Origin of the sequence: Aquimarina algicola, assembly GCF_006443095.1 — a bacterium.
Lineage (GTDB): Bacteria > Bacteroidota > Bacteroidia > Flavobacteriales > Flavobacteriaceae > Aquimarina > Aquimarina algicola.
The window spans coordinates 585,095-605,192 of sequence record NZ_VFWZ01000003.1 but is presented as its reverse complement, the minus strand read 5'-3'; the positions used below and the strand labels follow the sequence as shown (position 1 = coordinate 605,192).

Sequence of the window (20,098 nt, the reverse complement as noted above, 5' to 3'; positions counted from 1 at the left end):
GATAGAACATTGTAGATGATCTTGATGTTGGTCTTACAATTAAAATTCATGTAAAGAGGAAATATATAAATGAATGTAAAAATAAAAAATAGTTCTGATACATTTATCTATTTTCCGTTAAAGGTGTTCATTGTATTGGTAAGTCCTGCTGTAGTAAATGATTTTACAATAGCAATACCTTTTTCTAGACGCTCTGGCATGAGGGTTTCTTCATCATTATTCCATTCGCCAAGTACATAATCTACTTGTCTTCCTTTGCTAAATTCTGCACCAACCCCAAATCTAAATCTACAGTATTTTGATGTATTTAATTGTGCTTCAATATCTTTAAGACCGTTGTGCCCTCCTGCGCTTCCCTTTGATTTTAAGCGTAATGTACCAAAAGGTAAATTGATGTCATCAGTAATAATAAGAATGTTTTCCAGAAGAATTTTTTCTTTTTCCATCCAGTATCGTACAGCTTTTCCACTTAAATTCATGTAAGTGCTAGGCTTTAGAAGCAAAATGGTTCGACCTTTGTGCTTAAAACTTGCTAGATCCCCGAGTTTTTTAGTTTCAAAAGATATTTCTGCGTCTTTTGCAATCGCATCTAAAATTTTGAATCCAATATTATGTCTGGTGTTATGATATTTAGGACCAATATTTCCAAGTCCTACAACTAGAAATTTTTTCATGGGATCTTCTTGAATTATTTCTTTTTTATTTTTTGAAAAAAGTGTTCTAAATAGAGAAAACATATATTTTGTATTTTGAACGAAGGATCATACGATACATATTTAGGTTTTTTTAATATTAGATCAATGAAACCAAAGTATGATTCATAAGAAGTTTTTTCTAAAAATGTAGTAGAGATGCTCCCGGGTTCATAAAATCAAGATAAAAATAAAAAAAGCACTTTGAATATAATAGTCAAAGTGCTTTTGTAATATTCTCTGGTCAGTAAACTATGCTTCGGCTGGTGCTTCAGCTTCTTCTCCTTCTTCTTCGCTATCAGCAACAGCATTACGAGAAGTTTTAACCTGGCAAATTACAGTATTGTCAGGGTGTAAGATTGTGTAATCTTCACTAGCTACATCAGTTACATAAAGTTTATTACCAATTCTTAATTCAGTAATATCTCCTTCAATTACATCCGGTAATTTTGAAGGAAGACCTTTTACTTTGATTCGTCTAAGGTTGAAACGTAACACACCTCCAGCACGAACACCTCTAGAATTTCCTGTTGTTTTAAAAGGAATTTCCATAGTGATGGGTTTGTCATCAAAAATCTCGATAAAATCGATATGTAAGATTTTGTCAGTTACAGGATGAAATTGTATATCCTGTAAGATAGCGTTTACATTTTTACCATTATCCAACGCAATAACCACGGTATGTACGTCTGGAGTATACACTAAATCTTTGAAAGCAATTTCTGGAGCTGCAAAGTGTAAAACGGTTTCTCCTCCGTAAATAACACAAGGTACCTGTCCAGCATTACGTAAGGCTTTTGTTGCTTTCTTGCCTACGCTTTCTCTTTGAGATGCATTGATTGTTAATGATTTCATTTTTTTTAAAATATTAATTATTAATTTACATTATAAATTTAGAGCTAATAGACTCATTGTGATGCACACGGTGCATAACATCTGCAAATAAATTTGCACAGCTTACTACTCTAATCTTATCACTTTTTTGTTTTAGAGGAATCGAATCGGTAACGATCAATTCTTCTAATTTTGATTGTTCTAACCGTTCGTATGCATTTCCCGAAAGAATAGGATGTGTACAAATAGCTCTTACACTTTTTGCTCCACGTTCCATCATAAGATCGGCTGCTTTGGTTAATGTACCCGCTGTATCTACCATATCATCTACAAGTACTACATTTTTGCCGGTTACATCACCAATTAATTCCATATGAGAAATTACATTTGCTTTTGCACGCTGTTTGTAACAGATAACCACATCACTTTTTAATGCTTTTGAATATGCATAGGCTCTTTTTGACCCTCCCATATCCGGAGAAGCAATAGTAAGATCATCCAAATTTAGGGATTGAAGATGTGGTAAAAAAATAGTTGATGCAAATAGATGATCTACCGGTTTTTCAAAAAATCCTTGTATCTGATCAGCATGCAGGTCCATAGTAATAATCCTTGTTGCTCCAGCAGTTTCTAACATCTTTGCTATTAATTTTGCTGCTATAGGAACTCTTGGCTTATCTTTTCGGTCTTGACGAGCCCATCCATAATAAGGTATAACCGCTGTAATATGACGAGCCGAAGCTCTTTTGGCAGCATCAAGCATCAATAGCATTTCCATAAGATGGTCAGAGCTAGGATTTGTAGATCCTATAATAAAAACTCTAGATCCTCTCACAGACTCTTCAAAAGAAGGCTGAAACTCACCATCACTATATGTGGACGTGATAACATTACCAAGCTTAGCGCCATAATACGCTACGATACGCTCTGCTAACTCGGTACTTTGACTACATGCAAAAAATTTCGCTTCTGGAACTCTTGCTGACATAGGGTAAATTGTTGTGTTGTAATGAGTTAAAACTCTATTTTGAAAAATAAGGTGCAAATTTAAAAATTTATTTCAACTCTAGCTCTTATTTTATTACTTATTTTGATGGATGAAAAGAATATTTTTTTAATTTTGCCATCCATTCGGACGAAAACGCTCAAGTGGCGGAATTGGTAGACGCGCTGGATTCAAAATCCAGTTCTTTCGGGAGTGTGGGTTCGATTCCCACCTTGAGTACTTAAAAAAATAACCTTCGAGATCGAAGGTTATTTTTTTTCATCCAATTTTGTCTTTAAAATTATGAAATTTTGAAAGTTGATTCTCTTATAATCAACTGTGTTTTGACTTCTACAGTTTTACTAGTGGCAATATCGTTGGTATTGTCATTTTCAATCTCTTTAATTAAATACTTAGTTGCAGTTTTTCCTATTGTATTACCGGGCTGATCTACAGTGGTAAGTTTGGGTTCAATAATTGTGGAATATTTAGAATTACTAAACCCAACAACTGCTATATCTTCTGGTATTTTGATGTTAAATTTATTTAGTGTTTGGATAACACCTACAGCAGCACTATCTGTAATTGCAAAAATAGCATCAGGTCTATTTTTAATGCTCAACAAAATATTGGCCATTCTTTTTCCATGTTGAAGAGAGATATCATCTACACTTAAAATGATTTTTTCGTCAATTTCTATTTGATGTTCTTTTAAAGCTTTTAAGTATCCAGCGTATCTTTTTTCAGAATTATAAGAAAATTCCCTTTCTTTAATAATAGCAATTCTTTTTTTTCCAATATTGATGAGGTGCTCAACAACATTAAAAGCAGCTTCTTCATCATTTATGGTGATCTGCGTACAAGGAATTTTATCAGATACTTTATCAAATAAAATAAACGGAAGCGTATCTATAATAGGTAATATGTTATCTATGTCTTTAGTCATTTTTGTTAAAGATGCTAAGATTCCGTCAACGCCAAATTGTATCATTGTATTAAGCATCTCATTTTGCTTGATAACATCGTTATTAGATTCAGAAATAATAACACGATATCCTTGTTTTGATGCTTCTTCGAGTATACCACGAACTATAGTGGCAGTAAAGTAATGAGTAATATTTGGAACGATAATACCTATAATATTAGATTTATGTTTTCTAAACCCTTTTGCAAAAATATTAGGGATATAGTTCATTGACTTTGCCAGATTCTTTACTTTTATTTTGGTGTCATCACTTATATCCGGATGATCATTTAGAGCTCTCGAAACTGTAGAAATCGAAAGATTTAAGTTTTGGGCCAACATTTTTAAAGTAGTAATCTCTTTTTTCATATCAAAAAATAATAAAATCAAATTGCAAACGTTTGCGAAAACGTTTGCGTACAAATATCCTAATTTTTTAGCGTTTTTTTTGTTGATACAATAATATTTTTGAGGTAAACATCAAATAAATCCATTCAAAATGAAAAAAAGTATCATTGCGATGTTATATCTGTTCGGTACGTTTATAACGTTTTCGCAAACCGAAATTTCGGGGACTATCAAGGATAATGCCGGTGTTCCTGTGCCAGGAGCCAATATCTCAATAGTAGGTAGTAATACAGGATCAATATCTGACTTTGATGGAAACTTTAGTTTTTCATCAGATCTTACGGGGTCAAAAACAATACAAGTTTCTTATATAGGCTATAAAACGTATACAGAATCAATAGAGTTGAATGCTTCTCCGATAGTTCTTCAAATTGTTTTGCAAGAAGGTAACAGTTTAGACGAAGTTGTACTTACAGCTTCTTCTACATTTAGATCGCAAAAGCAAGCGCCTTTATCGATTAGTTCAAAAGAAATAAGTGAGATTACAAAACTTTCGGCGAATAGTCAGGCAGATATCTTACGTGATGTACCTGGTATTACGGCAGAAGGCGGGGGTGGTGAAACCGCTACAAATTTATTTGTAAGAGGGCTTCCCTCAGGAGGACAATATGTATTTAATCCACTGCAATATGACGGAATGCCTCTGATGAGTACATTTGGACTTAATTCTTCGGCTCATGATGTGTATGCCCGACCAGATATCGGATTTAAGGGAGTAGAATTTGTTAGAGGAGGAGCTGCCGTGCTTTATGGAGCCGGATCTGTTGCTGGTATTATAAATTACACCAGTAAAACAGGGGACACTAATGACGAAAATGTAATCAATCTGGAGTATGGTACTAGAGGTAGACTAAAAACGGATTTCTACACAGGAGGCAAATTGGGTGGAGAAGAATCTAACACATACTATGCATTAACAGGTTTTGTACGAAAAGATAATGGACCTATCGAGACAGGTTTGGATACAAGAGGGGTACAATTTAGAGCCAATATCAAAAAGAAACTAGAGAATGGTTCTCTTACGGTACATGGACAATTTATTAATGATAGAGCACAGTTTTTTCTACCGTTACCCCTTCAAGGTGGATCTAGAGAGCGTATTAATGGTAATGATGGAGAAGAAGTTGAACAGCTTTTATCAGGAGAGTTAGCAAATACTTCTTTTTTAACCCCTGGTGGAGTTTATGAAAGCCCAATAGATGATGGCGTTTATACAAAAGGAGGATACCTTATGGTAGATTTTGACTACAATCTTACTGATGATTTAAGATTCAAAGCAAAAACAAAATATGCTAATTATAAACATAATTTTGCGCTCTATCTCGGTGGGAACGGTGATTTTGGAAACCCTATAACATTATCAGATTATATTGAAGAAATCGCACCGGGAAATACGGCTGTAAATGCTACTTATCAGGGAGGTTCAGGAGAACAAATTAATGGTGAGGATCTAGTGGTAGAAAACTTGCATATTGATCGCTTAAGGCCAATGACAGACTATTCGGGAGAAGCAAGTTTAATATTAAAACCTGGAGAAAGTAACCACACCTTTACATTAGGGACGTATCTAGCAAGAACAGAAGCAGAAGATGTAAATTACCAATACAGAGTACTTTCTGAATTTAATAATAATCCTCGTTTAGTAAATCTAAGTTATACAGATGCAGGAGGTGCCAATGTTATTTATTCTGAAGGAGGTATATATAACAGAATTGGTATGACGGTAAACAACTTTCTGACACAAAATAGAACCGCGTTTTATTTAACAGACGAAATGGTATTTGATAAATGGCGTTTTGATGTTGGTATTCGTATTGAAAATACACAAGGAACTTTTAGAAGAGGTGGTATAGAAGAGTCTCAGGTATATGATAACCCAGATTTAACTACAGAGCTTCAAAATGTTAGTTTTGCCGATGGAAGCTTTACAACAGGGGAGATAGATGCTACAGATTGGGCTATTTCTTTGGCAGGGTTATATGAATTGACAGATTTTACGAATCTGTATGCTAATTTTTCGAGAGGATTTTTCTTTCCACAGTTAAGAGGTTTTGCGCCAACACCTGGTATTCGAGATACAAATTATGATGCAGAAACAATTCTTCAGGGAGAATTAGGAGCTAAGTTCGGAAACTCAGCTTTTTCAGGATCTATTGCAGGGTATTTTGTAAATCTAAGTGATCGTATTCGTATTGATCAAGCAATATCCGGTGGGCAATTAGTAGATCTGGCTAGAAGCGAACAAACGACAAGAACCTTTGGACTTGAAGCCACAGCAAGATACCGTTTTTCTGATGCTTTAAGCGTTAATGCAACACTTACATATCAAGATCATGAGATTACTAAAAATGAAACTACTGATTTGGTAAATAATACAACCCTAATAATAAATGAAGGAAACGAAATAGGACGACAGCCAAATTTGTTAGGAAGTATAGCTGCTAATTATGATAATAAAAAACTTGACGCCAATTTTACATTGAATTATACTGGAGAAAAATTTACAGATGATGCCAATAATGTAGAACTAGATGCTATTGCCATCGCGAGGCTTGGTGGAGGATATACTTTTGAAATACAAGATTATAATTCAGTAAGGTTTGGATTTTCAATATTTAATCTATTTGATGATTCAGGACTTACCGAAGGTAATCCAAGAGCCGGTATTGCAGGTCAATCAGAAGATGGAGAATTCTTTTTCGGAAGACCTATATTACCTCGTAGAGTCTTCCTAACAGCCACATTTCATTTTTAACCTACTAACACATGTGTAACCCAATGCTATAACATCGGGCATTGGGTTATTCTAATTACATCAATATTCCATGGAGTTATTACAAAAAAAAGCAATCGAGGTTTTGAATAAGAACTGGAAAGGTAATTTTAGTATACCTTGTGCAAATCTATATCCTTTTCAGTGGTTTTGGGACTCTGGTTTGATTGCTATAGGTTTTGCTCATTTTGATATGCCTAAGGCAGAAAAAGAGATTGAAACATTGTTAGATGCGCAGTGGGAAAATGGATTTATTCCACATATTATCTTTCATACTGAAACAGATACATATTTTCCCGGAGCTGATTTTCATCTTTCAAATTTACACCCGCAAGCATCAAAAAAATATAAGTCTACTGGAATGACCCAACCTCCGGTAACTGGTTTTGTGTTAGAAGAATTATACAAAATAAGTGAAGACAAAAAAGCTACATTAGAATTTATTAAAAGAAATATTGATCAAGTATACTTTAATCATGAGTATTTCTATCATCAAAGAGATCCTAAAAATGAAGGGTTGGTATATATCTATCATAATTGGGAGTCTGGTACAGATAATTCACCTATCTGGGATGATATTTGGAGTACGATGAATCCCCCAGAGTATACTTTTGAAAGAAGAGATACTACTCATGTAGATCCCTCAGAAAGACCCTCAAAAAGAGAATATGATCACTATTTACATATCATTGAAATAGCAAAAAAATATCATTATAATGACGAGAAAATAATGGAACTTTCACCTTTCTTGGTGCAAGACCCTTTGTTTAATGCTATGCTGATAAAATCAAATGAATCTTTGATAAAGTTATATAAACTCATAGGAGGTCATGATGCCAAAATAAAACAATTACAGCTATGGCAAAATAAAAGTATAAGATCATTTAATGACAAATTATTTGACGAACGACTGGGAGTTTATGTTCATTACGATTTAAGAAATGAAAAATCACTTAACTATATTTCATCATCATCATTCTCGCCATTATTTGCTGGGATTCCTGACAAAAAGAGAGCCGAATCTATGATTAAAATTATGATGGATAAGTTTGGTAGAGAAGACCAATATTTATGTGCTTCTTTTGATCCGTCGAGCGAGCGATTTAATCCTAAAAAATACTGGAGAGGTCCTGTTTGGATAAATCTAAATTGGATGTTGTATAGAGGTTTAGTTCAATATGGATATAAAGATATTGCAGAACGTGTGAAAAAAGATTCTATAGAAATCATTGAGAAAAATGGGTTTTATGAATATTTTGATTCTAGAAAAAAAGTACATGCAGAAGAAAATGCAGGATATGGAGGTCATGATTTTTCTTGGAGTGCTGCTTTGTTAATTGATTTTATAAATCCAAAAGAAGATTTAAAATTTTAAAAAACAAAGATGTTAGATTTTTCAAATGATTATGTTTTAGAAAATGATGTTGTCAGACTCACACCTCTTCGCCTTGAACATGTAGAAGAGCTCTACAAACTATCTAACGATCCTAATATTTGGACATATTTAATTGAAAAAGGAAAAGATAAAAATGAATTATTCACATATATTTCAGAAGCCGTATCCAATCGAAAAAATAAAAAAGAATATCCTTTTGTAATTTATGATAAAATTAAAAGTGCTTACGCTGGGACTACTCGATTTTATGATTATTCAGAGGTGTTAAAAGTGATTAAATTAGGACATACTTGGTACGGCAAAGATTTTAGAGGAACTCATGTAAACAAAAATTGTAAATATCTTTTATTAGCATTTGCTTTTGAAGAATTGCAAGTAGAGCGAGTAGGGTTTGGAGTACACAAAGAAAATAAAATCAGTATTGCAGCAATGAAAAGTATTGGTTGTAAGCAAGAAGGAATATTAAGAAACTTTATCCCCTCTCTAGATGGAAAAGGACGAACAGATATTATGTTACTGAGTATTATAAAAAGTGAATGGAAAACTATTGTAAAATCTGAGTTACTTCAGAAATTGAAAACAACATTATGAATTATGTAGATTACATTATTATTGTAGTTTATTTACTGGCATTTTTGGGAGTTGGGTACTTTTTTAAGGAAAATAAGAACTCCAAAGATTATTTTTTAGGAGGACAGTCCCTAGGATGGTTTCCACTAAGCTTGTCAACAATGGCAACGCAATTATCTGCAATTAGTTTTATTTCTGCTCCTGCCTTTGTTGGACTCAAAGAAGGAGGAGGGCTACAATGGCTAACCTATGAGTTTGGAGTTCCGCTTGCTATGGCTTTTTTGTTGATAGCAATAATACCAACACTTTATAATTCAGGGATTGTAAGTGTTTATGAATATTTAGAAAAACGTTTTGATGCATCGTCAAGATTGCTTATAAGTTTTGTGTTTCAAATTAGTCGTTCTGTAGCGACAGGAGTAATGGTGTATACTATGGCTCTTATTTTGCAAGCAACTATCGGAATAGATTTTTGGATATCAATATTACTTATTGGTATTATTACCATGATTTATTCGTTTCAAGGGGGGATGAAAGCAGTAATTTGGGGGGATGTTATACAAATGTGTATTCTTTTTTTCGGCATTATTATATGTCTGGTCTATGGATTAAGTGAGTTAGGTGGTTTTGAAAATTTCTTGATCAATGTAGATAAAGAAAGATTAACTGCAGTAGATTTCTCAAAATGGGGGTTCAACAATGCAGATAAAAATGATGAATTTGGATTTTGGCCTATGGTGATTGGAGGAGTATTTTTATATGCATCATATTATGGGACAGATCAAACACAATCGCAACGGTTACTATCAGCCAAAGGAATGCCAACCATTAAAAGATTATTACTTGCCAACGGATTATTTCGATTTCCTATCACCCTTACATATTGTATTATGGGACTAGTACTTGGTACGCTACTTTTTCAGGATTTAGGTTTTCAAGAATTGTTGGATAAGGTATACCAAACTAATATTAGTAGCTTAGAAGGGAAAAAAGCAGATTTGATGGTGCCGGTATTTATCATAAAATACCTCCCCAATGGTATTATAGGAATTTTGATCGTAGCGATTATGTCGGCAGCAATGTCTACATTGAGTTCAACAGTCAATTCATTATCTGCGGTTACGTTAGAAGATTTTGTTAAGCGGTTTAAACCAGATATATCAGACCAAAAATATGTGATGTATTCAAGACTGCTATCTGTATTTTGGGGATCGGTATGTTTATTTTTTGCGTTTTTTGCAGGTAATATAGAAGGTACAGTTATAGAAGTTATCAATAAAGTTAGCTCTGTATTTTACGGGCCAATTTTAGCTGCATTTATACTGGCTATTTTAACCAAAAAAACACATGCTCTTGGAGCTAATATTGGTATTGTTGCCGGTGTAATCCTCAATATATATTTATGGTTATATGTACCCGAAGTATTCTGGTTTTGGTGGAATGCTATTGGATGTTTGATTACCATGGGAGTTGGATATATCACTAGTTTGTTAATTAGGTATAAAAGAAAAGAAGGGCTAAAAGTTGTATTCTACAAAAAAGGAAAACGAGAAGTTTTCATACTTTTAGGGTATTTTGTGATCATATGCGCTCTGGCAATTTCTATGGTCAAAATATTAAGTTAAATACGTTGATGTGAAAATTATTTTGGCTCCGGATAAATTTAAGAACTCTTTGACAGGAATAGAGTTTTGCGAAATTGTAGAAATGGGTATTAAGCAAATAAAGGCAGATGCTGAGATTGTAAAATTACCCTTGGCAGATGGTGGAGATGGTACTATAGAGGTGGTAAACTACTATTTGAAAGGAAAAGTAGTAAAACTCAAAGTGAATAATCCCTTCTTTCAATCTATTGAAGCCTCATATCTATATTCAGCGTCTACCAAAACAGCTTTTATCGAGATGGCCGAAGCTTCTGGTGTAAAATTGCTAAAAGAAGATCAATTAGATTGTAAAAATGCAACAACATTTGGAACCGGCCAGATGATTCTTGATGCTATTAATAAAGGAGCTTCTAAAATTATTTTAGGCCTTGGTGGTAGTGCTACAAACGATTGTGGTATTGGTATGGCTTCTGCTCTGGGGTATCAATTTTTGGATAAAAATAATGAGCAAGTTAAACCAATTGGAGCTAATTTGTCTAAAATAGTAGCTATTAATGTTGAGCATGTAGATACAAGATTGAGTAATGTAGAGTTTGCAATTGCTTGTGATGTTACAAACCCCTTATATGGTAAAAACGGAGCTGCATATGTTTATGCAGGTCAAAAAGGCGCAACACAAGAAGAAATTGAAGTGTTGGACACAGGTTTGAAAGATTTTTCAAAAGTTCTAAACGCTGTTTTTAACATAGATGTTCAATCAGTAAAGGGGGCTGGTGCCGCCGGAGGAATGGGAATAGCATCAAAATTATTTTTAAAAGGTACTTTAGAATCGGGTATTGTACTTATGAAAAAACTTGCCAAATTCGATGAACAGATTCAGGGGGCAAGTTGGGTTATTTCTGGTGAAGGAAAACTAGACCATCAAACCCTTTCGGGTAAAACAATTCAGGGAGTTATACATTCGGCAAAGAACAAAGACATTAATATAGCAGTGTTTTGTGGAACTGTCGATTTAGAAGAAGATATTATTAAAGATTTTGGTATTTCTTATGCGGCTTCTGTAATAGAGCAAGCAGTCGATTTAGACGACGCTATGAAGAATGCGAGTCAATATTTGAAAAACATAACTGCAACATTTGCCCAAAAGTTTTTGAACTAAATAAAACTTTTTAGGACTTATATACCAAAAAAACCTTCTGATTATATTAAAATAATCTCCTTCAAAAAATATCCTGAATTTAAATAATGAGCTTAGTTTTTATAATGTTTATTCTAAAAATAGGCCTATCAAAAGTAATAAAATAGATAAGATGTAACAGCAACCATATTTAATTAAAACCTTTATTCATTTTGAATACTAAGGTCTTTTCTGAGCTTTTATCTGCTTTAAGTACCTTCTCATTATTTCCTACATAAATATTATCAGTAATTTCTATGTTCTTGCAGTTAATCAAGTCAAACATATACGCATTAGGGTATTGAGGTGTGTCAGAAAATGTTTGTTTGATGGTATTGTTTCTAATAATGAGTCCGTCTACACGATCTGCCCAAATAATCCTATTATCAAATGTTTTGATAGTATTGTTTTCGAATACTATATTTCTATCATAAGTTATTTTTTGATCAAAAGTTTTACCAAGTCTGGGAGATATTTTTAGAACAGCATGTTCTGCTCCACCATATGCACATCGTACAAAACGATTATTTCTGATGATTACCTCTTCTACATTACCGGATTCATACCAAAAATAGGTTTCACCACGTAGCATTATTGATGACATCATAGAAGAAAGGTCGTTGTCTTCAATAATAATTTTGTGAGGTGTTTTGATAATAATATTACGCGCTCTATGATCTCGAATTCTATTTTTACGCATAGTAAATACAGGATTCCATGTTTTGTTTTCTAGAATGTCTCCAATTTTTAGATCAGAAGGGATATCGTTATAAAATGTAAGATCAGTATAATAGTCATTGATCATCGATACCTTCTTGACCTTGTTAGTTTCTTTGCGTTTGGGATCAGGTTGTTTAATAAACCAGATTTCGTCATCAATGCCAGCAAATTCAAAGCCCATTTGTTGTTTGTGTTTTAATGCAACTCTAACTGTTTTTTTGTCAATGATTTGATTGACCTCTACATAAGTACCATGTACATTGGTGCCATCATCGTACATGCCCTCTATACGGCAATTTTCTATTAGGATATTGCCTTTACAATTTGCAAAGTGAGTAGCATCTGCACTTGTAGACATTACTCTATCTGAGCCTTCTCTAATATACACTCCTGAGTTTACGATCTTAATTTCTTCGGATCTTTCAAACAAAAATCCCATTCCCAAGGCATGATGAATTACAACATGATCGAATACTATATTGTTTGAATTTCTAACCAAAAATGCAGGTGCATATCTGTTGTTTGCATGATCCCCTTTAGATTGAAGAACAGTACCTACCTTAGGAAACTTTTTCATGTTTTTTACATAAAAGCGTAATAATCCATCAGGACGTTTTTCTACATGGTTTGGGTCTATTGATTGATCCCATGCGCCATACGCTACTGCTTTTGTTTCTTTATTATGCGACAATGAATTTCCTAATGAGGTAAAACTAAAATGGTTAATATCAGGGAAAATTAGTTTCCCTTTCTTTACATTCCATGAAAAACCTTTGGTGTATGGTTTTAGGTCATACCATTTATTTTTTTTATCTACCTTGACAACATCTCCTTGAAAACTAAATGGAATATCCCAATCGATAATAATATTATCTATCAAAATATTTTTGCAATTTTCAAATACAAAAGGCAAAGTTTGTCCTCTAAAAATAAATTCAGCCCCATTACCTTCAATTTCTACAGAATCAAAATCTTCAAAATTGAAAATGATTTTTTTAAACCCATTATTGTGATTTGTAACATACTTATATTGGCCTATAGCATAATCCGTAAGAAATGTGTATATACCTTTATCAAATACTAATTTTATATCGCTACTCTTAGTATTTTCTATAACTTCTCGAATAACTGGTGTTATATCGCCTTCTTGATGTTTGATTTTGATGATTTCTGTAGCATGGGATAAAGAACAATACATAAATGTTACTAATAGTATGATCCCTGCCGAAATATTATTTTTGATTTTTTTCATTCTTTGATATACTGTTATAGATTAACACCACTTCCTTGTAATGAGGCATCATGGCTCCACATAATCATCCAAGGATCTTTTGTTTTGGATTGAAAAGATTTTAGCTTGCTTTTCATGGTCTCTAATACTTCTTTGAAAGTTTCTTCATTGGCTAGATTATTAGTTTCATTGGGGTCTTTTTCTAAGTCATACAATTCAAATTCTGGTCTAAATAGGTAATCCTTCACTTTTTTATTTCCAAAATATTCAACATTATTTCTATAGACGGATTGCCAAGTCGACGAAGCCCATAAGTCTGATGCAAAAGGATATTCTAATCTATGGGCAATATTCCAGATGAGTTTGTAATTATTATTTCTTACAACTCTCATGGGATAGTACATGGTAATTTCATGAAAAGTGTGAGAGGCATAAATTTCATCCCAGCCCTTTACTGCTTTTTTTCCTATGATGTCATAAAATGATTTTCCATGAAATGCATTGACATCGTAATCTATTTTTGCCATGTCTAGAATTGTAGGTGTTAAGTCTACCCAAGAAATCATGGCATTGCTGGTAATATCTTTTTCTGTTTTTGTCGGGTCTTTAATAATGCATGGTAGTTTTATACCGGGCTCATGAACCGTAGTTTTTGCTCCCGGAAACGCCATACCATTATCTGAGATGTAAATGACAATAGTATTTTTGGCTTTTCCTGTTTCATGTAGCATTTGCATTAATTTTCCAAAACCTTGATCTATTCTCGATACACTTTGATAATATTCGGCAATCTCTTCACGTGTTTGCTTTGTATCAGGTAAAAAATCCGGTACCAAAACATCTTTTGGATTGTATGTGACCGTTTCTACCCCTAGGTAACCTTCCTTTTTATTTCCAAAATTATTTGGAGTATCCCATTGATTGGGTTCAAAAGGGTGCCCTCTGTGTGGGTCGTCTGTACAGAAATACAAGAAAAAAGGTTTGTCTGCTTTTAAAACATCAGCACATTTTTCTGCCATTTCTACTGTATTGCGTGGATTCGCTTTTAACACAGTATTGAACTGATATACTTTTTCTGGCGCGACATGGTATTTGCCAATTCGCACAGTTTCATATCCAACTTTATCTAATAAAACAGGAAGCGATTTTATAGTATCATATGTGCTAAAATGGTGGTAATCGTGTACATGTCCATAAGAACCAGTCGCATGCCCAAATAACCCCGAAAGGATCACAGAACGGCTTGCAGCACAACTTGCGCTAGTGCAATAAGCATTGTTGAATTTGGTACCTTCTTTAGCTAGTTGATCTAAGTTAGGAGTTTTTATTATAGGATTTCCATATGCGCCCAAAGCATCAGTACCGTGGTCGTCTGCTACAAATAAAATGATATTGGGTCTGTTTTGAGTATTTATCGTTTCAGAAACAGATTTTTCACTTTGCTTTTTATCACAATTACTACAACAGATTATGATTGCAAATAATAGTACCAGCCGGATTAGTTTTTTAATAAACATATATTCTTGCTAAAAATTAAAAACCGTATAGAGTTATTCTTTTTTAACTCGTACAGGAAATTAATCGTAAATTAACCTATATACTGCTCAAAACTTGTATGTATTAATACATAAAATGTATCTATCAATACGGAGGCTTATAATTCTTTGTTTAGTTCGATGTCCAAAAAGCGAAAGCTACCTAATGGGATATCGATATCTGTTATCGAGTTGTTATGAATTGTAAACTCTTCGTTACTTAAAATATCTTTGATACTTTTTATGCTAATATTATTAACCTTGATAGACGCTTTAGCTTTTTTTGGATTGATATATCCATTTTCTACAATTGTTAGGCGAAGATGCTTAGGTGAGATTTGCGTAACAACCCATCCTACATTACCCGAAACTGTAATGGGGAGTAAAGAGGCAGAATCCTCTATATCTTTTTTAATTATTTTATAATATTCTTCGGGAGTATAAGTTGTTTTACCATTAGCAGAGAAGTAATTTTTGCCATCAGAATAATATTCTTTCCATATGTTTTTGTACCAAGGGTGTAAGTTTTTGGCTAAAGGTTTTCTAACTGCATTTTGATCTGCAAAAACACCTTTTTGAGGTGGAGTAATTAAAACCATCCCATAATTGTACTTAGGGATAAAATTTAACCTTCGCTCTTTTGCTCCGGCGGCATATCTAGAAAAATCCCATTCTGTTAGTGGTGCTCCGGGCCATGTGCCATTTAGTCTTCCAAAAACAAAAGAATCTTCGTTTTTATTCTTATCATAAAATGTTAACCATTTTACATTGCTAGCTTCGTTTAGGTACTGATCGTTGGGATTTGCGATGCTAATATGAATCGGTGAAAAGCTAAGTATTTCTGAGCGTTTTGGAACATACAAAGCACCTTGAGCTATTAAGTTCCAAAGTAAACTCATATATTTTTGATCTACAGAAAAATTATTAATGTATTGTGCACCACTTGCAATACTATAAACCATAGTCCTTAAAAAATGATTAGGCAACGTTTGATTTGAATGTTGGCGCAAACGATCAAAACTTGCATTGTCTCTGGCACAGCGAGCTCCCCAACTATCAACAGCTCCACTTGCCCAAAGTCCTAACCTAGAAGTGAAGCTTAACTCCATAGACTTATCTGTTGTTTCTTCCATCGCAGGAACAAATACATTTGCGTATTTACCAGATACTAATGGTTTCCATTTATCCATATAAACACTTGATTGCCAAAATAAGTGCTTGTTACGTAAATAGATATTACCATTTCTTGTTTTTGCATAATCTGCAAGAGGTAATATCAGGTCATTCATCACAAATTCGAATTCATTTGAGTGATCTTCGATTTCTGGATATACCAAAACCGTTTTATTTCCATTAGCAATGTCCAATCCTTTTTTTGTTGTAGAAGGCTGGTACATATAAGGGTCATTACCATGTCCTCCCCAATATGAAATCCCCTTACCATTAGACATTTTATGCCTTTTGGTTATTTCTTCTAGGACTTCATCTTGAGTAAGGGTGTATTTTTTACGTCTGTCTCGTTTGTTTTTATAAATTTCACTAGGCATAGTTGAACGATCCCATTTTTCACTTGCAAAATTACCCCCATTCAAAAAAATCGGATTATCATATTCTTGTTCAATACTAGAAATAGCATTTGCTGCATAACGGTTTTTTCGACTTTCGGTCATGAAATATACTTTGGCAGATTCTTTTTGATATGTAGGTTTTTTAAACTCTTTTAGATCTTCTCTTATTTTATGGGTATTGGTTAGGATTGATTGTATTTTTCCTATTGGATTTAATGCTTCGAACTCTTTTTTCCAAAGGGGATTGTCAAAATTTATGATATGTATAGCGCTACCACCACTTTGAGCACTTCCTAAAATCATTTTATTGGCATTAGGGTCCTTATGCATGTCATTAAAAGAATATTTGGTTGCAATAACTTCAGTTTGATCCTTGTCAATGTCTGAGATTATAATATTGCTTCCTAAGAGTACTGCATATGCCGATTTTTTATTGTTATTAATAACTTCAGCTTGTGTTACTCTGTACATCCCTCTATTTAATGATGTATTTTTTATCTTTTTTAAATCAAAAAAACTTTGTTCACCTGTCAATGTTTTGAGAATAGTAAAACCTGTTCCTTTTGCTTTTCCACCGACACGTCCAAGTAATATTTCACTATTTCCATCTGAGTTCATGTCTACTATTTTCATATCTCCATAAGGACCTCTTGCCTTTATTTTTATAGCCTTAAAAGGTTGTTTTTCTAGAGGATTAAAAAAGTATATAGAACCGCTACCACTCATACTGTTCTGAACGCCATTAACGACCAAAAACTCTTTTCCATTAGCCGATTTTGCAGGTCTGATAAAATTGGTAATATGTAATCCTTTTGGGGGTAGCTTTTTATCTTTTCTTCTACTTGTAGGCTTTTCTATAGAATATGTTTTTGAGGGGATTTCACTAATTAATGTACCTGTATTTGATATGTAGTATAAACTTGTATCATATCCCCCACAAACTACATACGCCTGTTCATTGCTTTTAATAGCAGTTACTGCATACATAGGCGCATTATTTTGTTTGAATTTCCATAATAACTTGCCTTTATGATTCAAACAATAGATGCTTCCGTCTGCATTTGCAGTTAAGATTTCATCTATTCCATCATTTGTAATATCTTCTACCCAAATATCATGGTTCATAAAACCTGATAGTGAATTTTTCCAGATAATATCACCTGTATAGGTTACAGCAAGAATGGTACCTTCGTAGCTCGTCGCAATGATATAATTTTGATTCTTATTATGGGCAGTTCTTACCTTAGTTATTGTATAATCGGTGTTAATGCTATTTACACCTTTTGAGAGATTTTTGTTTGCTTGAGCATTTGCAGAAGAACTGATAATCAACAAACTTAGAAATATTAAGCACAAAATATGTAAAACTGGATATTTATATGTTTTTATCATAATAGGATAGGTTTCATGAATAGAAGCTAATCAAAAATGAGATTTAATTTGCAATTAGATGTATTTTGAGATAAATGTATTGTTGTTGTCAATATTTTAGATGTTTATAAAGGCTAGAGATATAAAAAGTCTATTGTTAGATAATTACTTTTAGATATTGTCAAAGTATTTATTGATAATCTTATACTGTAAGGAGTATCCTAAAAAATAAAAGGGATTATTTAATATGTTAAATAATCCCTTTCTTGGTTTAATATGCAACTATAACTATTCTACTATAATTTTTTTATTAAAAACGTCGTTTTTATTAATGATTTTTACGAGATACATTCCTTTGCGTAAATTACCAATATCCATAGTTGTGTCTTTTTTGTCACTGGTTTTAGAGGTATATAATGTGCCGTTTATGTCATAAATTTCTATGGTACTATTCTTTTTAGCATTGACATATAGTATATCTTTGGCAGGGCTCGGGTATACAACAAAGCTATTATTTTGATTAACACTAATCGATGTTGATGGAGAGTCACAATAGTCAGTTTTTGCATCACCATTATAGATAATGTTATCGATATTAGGATCATCAAAGCACGAGAAGAAATCCTCTGAAGAAACATTTCTTAGAGTAATATTATATTTACCATCCCCTTCTTTTCTTCCATTATATCTAGAATCGTTAGGTCCTGTAACATCTGGCACAACCTCGTTTTTTTCATCTATTGCGAAGTACCCAAAAGGAATAACCGAAGGAACATTAACTCTCACTCCTGATCCTGTAACTGCTGCTTCGCCACTATTGGGTCCTGCTAAGAAAGCATCATAATTTTTTAATCTTATTGAGGTAGGGTAATATTTCCAGTCTTTGCTCTTGATTTGGGCAGTATTATCTAAAGATGTAGCGATTACATCTCTAATATCTGCTCCAACAAAAACCCCTTTTTTGAATCTATTCGGGGCAACATTTTGATCATTTCGTTTTACTTCTCTATCAATAAAACCTGGTGAAACTTCTACGGCATAAGCAGAACCTTTAGATCTAATTTTTCTTGCTTTAACACTGCCATGGATTCTTCCATGAGGGCTTAACATAAGAGATCCTTTCCCGTTTGCTCCGTGTATATTATAGGCTTCAATACCTTTCATCACAGCAATGTCTGTGTCTAATTTAGTGCCGATATAAGTAGATCCGGCTCCCGATTCTAGTCGTAATGTAACACCACCGCCACTGTATAAATCTTTGAAACTTACATTTATTGCAGCTTGTACCTGTATCAAACCATATCCGTAGTCTGCACCTGTCGTATAACCATTAATAATATCTCCTTTTTTGGGTACTGCTTTAGCTCTTCTTTCACTATCTTCTGGTTTTTTAGGATCAAATTTACCCGTAATCAGAGGGATAAGGTTCATAACTGAAAACTTTGTTCCATTGTCTGTTACTTTGAAATCTGAAATGTGAAAATTTTCTGCTTTTTCAATTGTAAATGCTCTAGCATCTGATCCTGGGCTTTTGCTTGAGAAATCAAAATTGTAATACCTATTATCTTCGCCCATTGCTAATGAAGTATTACAATTGTCACAATAAATCTTTACATTTTTGATAGGAGCTTGATTTTCTCTGCTTCCAATTTTGAAAACTAATTTCTCACCATCTTCTAAAGTAATAATGGCGTCTTTATCAATTGCAATATGAACATTAGATTTTAATTTTATATTGCCAAGAGAATAATTTCCTGCAGGTATTTTAATGGTTCCACCATTGTTGAAACCATTTACGACATCGATAAGTCTAGTGAGTTCTTCAGAATCAGTTTTGTTAGGTTTTTTTAATAAAGTTTCTTCTCGATTTGATACACTTCCTGTAAATCTGGTTTTGGGAAATTGTGCAAATGTTGTGTGCACAAAAAATAGAGCTAACAAAGCTCCAAATAGGGTTTTTTTGGATAACATGTTTTAGGTTTTTTGAGTCGTTAAAAATTATTTTATGTAATCGTTGGTAATTACGGTTACAAAGTCAATTATTTTCAAAAAACCTAATGTTTCTCTGGGTTCAGAGAATGTCTTTTTGTGTAAATAAAATTGTTCGATATTTGGGAGAGTATAGAAAACCTGCTGATAAGCGTGATTTGGAATTTTATAAATGTGATCGTTTTTTTTAATTTGTTTATAGATCAAGAACTTAAAAGAAGATATTGACTAATGGCTTTATATGTAGGTGAGGTTAAATACCCTACTTGTTACGGGTAAAA

At 33.3% G+C, this 20,098-nt stretch carries 13 protein-coding genes and 1 tRNA gene; 6 read left to right on the top strand and 8 right to left on the bottom strand.

Annotated elements, in window-relative coordinates; genetic code table 11:
* Window positions 1-107: 107 nt before the first annotated feature.
* From pth to FHK87_RS13380, 3 genes are all read right to left on the bottom strand, one after another.
* Window positions 108-737, bottom strand: coding sequence for an aminoacyl-tRNA hydrolase (gene pth, locus FHK87_RS13390; protein ID WP_140593764.1), 630 nt, complete (start codon window positions 735-737; stop codon window positions 108-110).
* Between the two features lie 207 nt (window positions 738-944).
* Window positions 945-1,547 (bottom strand): 50S ribosomal protein L25/general stress protein Ctc, encoded by a 603-nt coding sequence (locus tag FHK87_RS13385; protein WP_140593762.1) that lies wholly within the window; start codon window positions 1,545-1,547, stop codon window positions 945-947.
* A gap of 25 nt (window positions 1,548-1,572) precedes the next feature.
* Complete coding sequence (locus FHK87_RS13380; protein WP_140593759.1) at window positions 1,573-2,514, bottom strand: ribose-phosphate pyrophosphokinase; 942 nt, start codon at window positions 2,512-2,514, stop codon at window positions 1,573-1,575.
* Window positions 2,515-2,669: 155 nt separating this feature from the next.
* On the opposite strand from FHK87_RS13380, the gene FHK87_RS13375 reads away from it, so the two are divergent.
* Window positions 2,670-2,751: transfer RNA gene (locus FHK87_RS13375), tRNA-Leu, on the top strand.
* A gap of 61 nt (window positions 2,752-2,812) precedes the next feature.
* On the opposite strand, the gene FHK87_RS13370 is transcribed toward FHK87_RS13375, so the two are convergent.
* Window positions 2,813-3,844, bottom strand: a complete 1,032-nt coding sequence (locus FHK87_RS13370) for a LacI family DNA-binding transcriptional regulator (RefSeq protein WP_140593757.1) — start codon at window positions 3,842-3,844, stop codon at window positions 2,813-2,815.
* A gap of 130 nt (window positions 3,845-3,974) precedes the next feature.
* On the opposite strand from FHK87_RS13370, the gene FHK87_RS13365 reads away from it, so the two are divergent.
* The 5 genes from FHK87_RS13365 (at window position 3,975) to FHK87_RS13345 (ending at window position 11,385) form a co-directional block, all read left to right on the top strand.
* Window positions 3,975-6,638 carry a TonB-dependent receptor domain-containing protein gene (locus tag FHK87_RS13365; protein ID WP_140593754.1) on the top strand — a complete coding sequence of 888 codons (2,664 nt, stop codon included), beginning with the start codon at window positions 3,975-3,977 and terminating at the stop codon, window positions 6,636-6,638.
* 70 nt (window positions 6,639-6,708) lie between these two features.
* Window positions 6,709-8,031 carry an MGH1-like glycoside hydrolase domain-containing protein gene (locus tag FHK87_RS13360; protein ID WP_140593752.1) on the top strand — a complete coding sequence of 441 codons (1,323 nt, stop codon included), beginning with the start codon at window positions 6,709-6,711 and terminating at the stop codon, window positions 8,029-8,031.
* Window positions 8,032-8,040: 9 nt separating this feature from the next.
* The gene (locus FHK87_RS13355) at window positions 8,041-8,643 is read left to right on the top strand and encodes a GNAT family N-acetyltransferase (protein WP_140593750.1); all 603 of its coding nucleotides are present in this window, start codon (window positions 8,041-8,043) and stop codon (window positions 8,641-8,643) included.
* Window positions 8,640-10,247 carry a sodium:solute symporter gene (locus FHK87_RS13350; RefSeq protein ID WP_140593748.1) on the top strand — a complete coding sequence of 536 codons (1,608 nt, stop codon included), beginning with the start codon at window positions 8,640-8,642 and terminating at the stop codon, window positions 10,245-10,247. Before FHK87_RS13355 ends, FHK87_RS13350 begins: the two co-directional genes overlap by 4 nt.
* Window positions 10,248-10,257: 10 nt before the next feature.
* Window positions 10,258-11,385 carry a glycerate kinase gene (locus tag FHK87_RS13345; RefSeq protein WP_140593746.1) on the top strand — a complete coding sequence of 376 codons (1,128 nt, stop codon included), beginning with the start codon at window positions 10,258-10,260 and terminating at the stop codon, window positions 11,383-11,385.
* Window positions 11,386-11,554: 169 nt separating this feature from the next.
* Here FHK87_RS13345 and FHK87_RS13340 read toward each other — a convergent pair whose 3' ends face one another.
* From FHK87_RS13340 to FHK87_RS13325, 4 genes are all read right to left on the bottom strand, one after another.
* Window positions 11,555-13,375: a right-handed parallel beta-helix repeat-containing protein gene (locus tag FHK87_RS13340; protein WP_140593744.1), complete on the bottom strand. Its 1,821-nt coding sequence runs from the start codon at window positions 13,373-13,375 to the stop codon at window positions 11,555-11,557.
* Between the two features lie 14 nt (window positions 13,376-13,389).
* Window positions 13,390-14,871 carry a sulfatase family protein gene (locus tag FHK87_RS13335; RefSeq protein WP_140593741.1) on the bottom strand — a complete coding sequence of 494 codons (1,482 nt, stop codon included), beginning with the start codon at window positions 14,869-14,871 and terminating at the stop codon, window positions 13,390-13,392.
* 137 nt (window positions 14,872-15,008) lie between these two features.
* A complete protein-coding gene (locus FHK87_RS13330) occupies window positions 15,009-17,849 on the bottom strand; it encodes a PQQ-binding-like beta-propeller repeat protein (RefSeq protein WP_140593739.1) in 2,841 nt (946 codons plus the stop codon).
* Between the two features lie 267 nt (window positions 17,850-18,116).
* Entirely contained in the window at window positions 18,117-19,799 is a 1,683-nt protein-coding gene (locus FHK87_RS13325) for a T9SS type A sorting domain-containing protein (protein ID WP_140593737.1), read from the bottom strand.
* Window positions 19,800-20,098: the final 299 nt, after the last annotated feature.

Coding starts and splice junctions, on each gene's coding strand:
- FHK87_RS13355 (WP_140593750.1), top strand. CDS start 8,041: ATGTTAGATTTTTCAAATGATTATGTTTTAGAAAATGATGTTGTCAGA.
- FHK87_RS13340 (WP_140593744.1), bottom strand. CDS start 13,375: ATGAAAAAAATCAAAAATAATATTTCGGCAGGGATCATACTATTAGTA.
- FHK87_RS13385 (WP_140593762.1), bottom strand. CDS start 1,547: ATGAAATCATTAACAATCAATGCATCTCAAAGAGAAAGCGTAGGCAAG.
- FHK87_RS13325 (WP_140593737.1), bottom strand. CDS start 19,799: ATGTTATCCAAAAAAACCCTATTTGGAGCTTTGTTAGCTCTATTTTTT.
- FHK87_RS13350 (WP_140593748.1), top strand. CDS start 8,640: ATGAATTATGTAGATTACATTATTATTGTAGTTTATTTACTGGCATTT.
- FHK87_RS13365 (WP_140593754.1), top strand. CDS start 3,975: ATGAAAAAAAGTATCATTGCGATGTTATATCTGTTCGGTACGTTTATA.
- pth (WP_140593764.1), bottom strand. CDS start 737: ATGTTTTCTCTATTTAGAACACTTTTTTCAAAAAATAAAAAAGAAATA.
- FHK87_RS13370 (WP_140593757.1), bottom strand. CDS start 3,844: ATGAAAAAAGAGATTACTACTTTAAAAATGTTGGCCCAAAACTTAAAT.
- FHK87_RS13330 (WP_140593739.1), bottom strand. CDS start 17,849: ATGATAAAAACATATAAATATCCAGTTTTACATATTTTGTGCTTAATA.
- FHK87_RS13335 (WP_140593741.1), bottom strand. CDS start 14,871: ATGTTTATTAAAAAACTAATCCGGCTGGTACTATTATTTGCAATCATA.
- FHK87_RS13380 (WP_140593759.1), bottom strand. CDS start 2,514: ATGTCAGCAAGAGTTCCAGAAGCGAAATTTTTTGCATGTAGTCAAAGT.
- FHK87_RS13360 (WP_140593752.1), top strand. CDS start 6,709: ATGGAGTTATTACAAAAAAAAGCAATCGAGGTTTTGAATAAGAACTGG.